General features: G+C 36.7%; 3 protein-coding genes and 1 pseudogene (1 of these 4 only partly in view). All 4 read right to left on the bottom strand.

The window, feature by feature from the left end; genetic code table 11:
* On the bottom strand, nt 1–165 hold a 165-nt coding region (locus QZV03_RS06665; RefSeq protein WP_296875134.1), incomplete at its 3' end, for a transposase.
* 175 nt (nt 166–340) lie between these two features.
* Nucleotides 341–832, bottom strand: coding sequence for a hypothetical protein (locus tag QZV03_RS06660; protein WP_296875126.1), 492 nt, complete (start codon nt 830–832; stop codon nt 341–343).
* Between the two features lie 9 nt (nt 833–841).
* Entirely contained in the window at nt 842–2,467 is a 1,626-nt protein-coding gene (locus QZV03_RS06655; RefSeq protein ID WP_296875124.1) for a helicase HerA-like domain-containing protein, read from the bottom strand.
* 6 nt (nt 2,468–2,473) lie between these two features.
* Nucleotides 2,474–2,625 (bottom strand): annotated as a pseudogene (locus QZV03_RS06650) (DUF5814 domain-containing protein); it runs 2,450 nt beyond the window's last position.

Here is a 2,625-nt window from a genome sequence, read left to right as displayed (position 1 = left end):
TTCTTTAACTACAATACCATATTTAAAGCCAATATTTTTAAAAATAACCCTAAATGAATCAAAAATATCCTCATTAATAACCTTTCTACGATATTTAATCACCAATACCAAGTGATAGGTTAATATGTATACTGAATGTTGATTCCTATTTAAATTACTGCTCATAATAAGTATTATAAGAAAATAACTCTTTAAAAATTAATAAAAAAATAGTATACCCAACTTACAATTCATCCACAACTTACAGAAGTTGTGGTATTCTTGCATTATTAAGATAAAAAGGAAGCTATTGAAACCGTAATAGAAGCATATGATTCAATAGCCATGGATTATCAATTTTTTAGAATATGAATCCCTGTTTTTTCTTATGCTTATAGCTTATTTTAAATGAATTGAGGGCGATATCTTTCAACACTTCCCTTGATTCATCATTAATGCCTGCTATATCTTCCCATTCAATTTCAAGTTTGGAAATCTCATCTAAAACTTCAATGCCCTTAGGTGTCAGTTTACAATCATATTCAAGACCGTTATTCGGTTCCTTGTCGACTTCAATCAAACCGATTTTGGCCAGTTTTTCATATTTCTTCAAATACAAACCCAAATGCAAATTGAACAGATCATCCTTTTTAGCTTTTTCGAACTGTTTAATCCTTATCTTTTTGTGATGAGGCTTTTCATGTTTTTTAACCTGTTTTAATAAATCAATTTGGGATTCATGCAAAAAGATGCTTAAGTTTTCACGGACATATGTCATTTTAGACTCTTCAATAATTCCTATCAAAGCTGAGGCAGGCATCTTGGCTATTGCATTTTCATGAGGATGAGGCATGATTTCACCTTATTTCATTTGTCCGAATATTCCTCTCATGATTCCCTTGGTAACTTCACGTGCGGCGGTATTCATTGCCTGTGAAGCCGCCTTTTCAATAGCCTTCTGCTGAGCAGATTTCTTGGTTTTCTTACCTTTTGCAGGTTGCTGACCGCCAAGTACGGTACCCAAAATTCCTCCAAGAACATCAGCGGCACCAGGCTGAGCAGGAGCTTCAGGAGCTTCGGGAGCTTCAGGAGCTTCTGGAGATTCTTCAACAGGTTCTTGGTTTTCAACTTCAACCTTTGCCTCTTCAATGATTTCCTTGTCAACTGTTGGAACTTCACTTTCAACATTAGGATTTGAATCGATTTTTTCAAGAAGCATTTCATAGGCAGACAGTCCGTCAACGGCATCCCAATATTTAGGCTTCAACTCTGAAAGATTGAGAAGATCACTTCTCATAGCATCATCAATAGCGCCAATATAGCTTTGTGGAGGTACGATATCCACCATCTGTACAACACCAGGCACTCCTCCCTCTTCCAAAACAGATACTAAAGCCTGACCGATTCCAAGCTCGGATATTACGGTTGCTGTGTCAAAGTCAGGGTTTGGCCTGAATGATTCGGCAGCAACCTTAACGGCCTTTTGCTCTTTTGGAGTGTATGCATGAAGCGCATGCTGAATACGATTACCTAATTGTGCAAGAATATCATCAGGAATGTCAGCAGGAGACTGTGAGATGAAATACAATCCCACACCTTTTGAACGAATCAACCTTACAATCTGTTCGATTTTCTTGGCGAATTCCGGTGACATGTCATCAAACAATAAGTGTGCCTCATCAAAGAAGAAAACAAATTTTGGCTTGTCCATATCCCCCACTTCCGGTAGGGTCTGATAAAGATTGGACAGCATCCAAAGTAAAAATGTTGAGTATATTTCAGGAGAAAGGGAGAGTTTTTGAGCATCCAATACATTAATGATACCTTTGCCGTTATCATCAACTTTCATGAAATCGTTTAAATCAAGTGCAGGTTCACCGAAGAAACCGTTTCCGCCCTGATCTTCCAATGTGATAAGGCTTCTGAGAATGGTGTTTGCTGATTTTTCAGCAATGGCTCCGTATTCACCTTCATACTCAGCCTTGTTTTCAACAACATGATTGATCATTGCCTTAAGGTCTTTCAAATCAATGATTAAAAGGGATTTTTCATCAGCCACCTTGAATACAATGTTTAAAACACCCTCCTGGGCTTCTGATAGATTCAATATTTTTGATAAAAGTGTAGGTCCCATTTCAGACATTGTAACCCTTACAGGCAAACCTTTTTGACCGAACAAATCCCAGAATTCAACAGGATATGCCTGATACTTGAATCCTTTTGCTGCCAGCCCATATTTGTCAACATTGGTTTTAATCTTATCAGTTTCAGAACCTAATTTTGCAAGACCTGAAATATCCCCCTTCATATCAGCAAGAAATACAGGCACTCCCATATCAGAAAATGATTCTGCTAAAGTTTTTAATGTAATAGTTTTACCAGTTCCAGTTGCACCGGCAATTAAACCGTGACGGTTTGCCAGTTTTGGTAATAAAGACACTTCAGTGTTTTCATTACATCCGATTAATATTTTGTCTTCTGCAAACATTTCTGTTCACCCATTTTCAATTTTTCTAATTAAGTAATTTGTTTTTTTAACTATATTTTTCTTATTGTAAGCATGAGCAATCCTTTTGATTGCATCCAGATTTTTAACATAATTGTCAAGCCATGAGAAAATGTCTCCCGGATAAATCTGTATCTGAT

The sequence above is a fragment of the uncultured Methanobrevibacter sp. genome (assembly GCF_902788255.1).
GTDB lineage: Archaea > Methanobacteriota > Methanobacteria > Methanobacteriales > Methanobacteriaceae > Methanocatella.
This window is presented reverse-complemented; position numbering and strand designations above follow the sequence as displayed.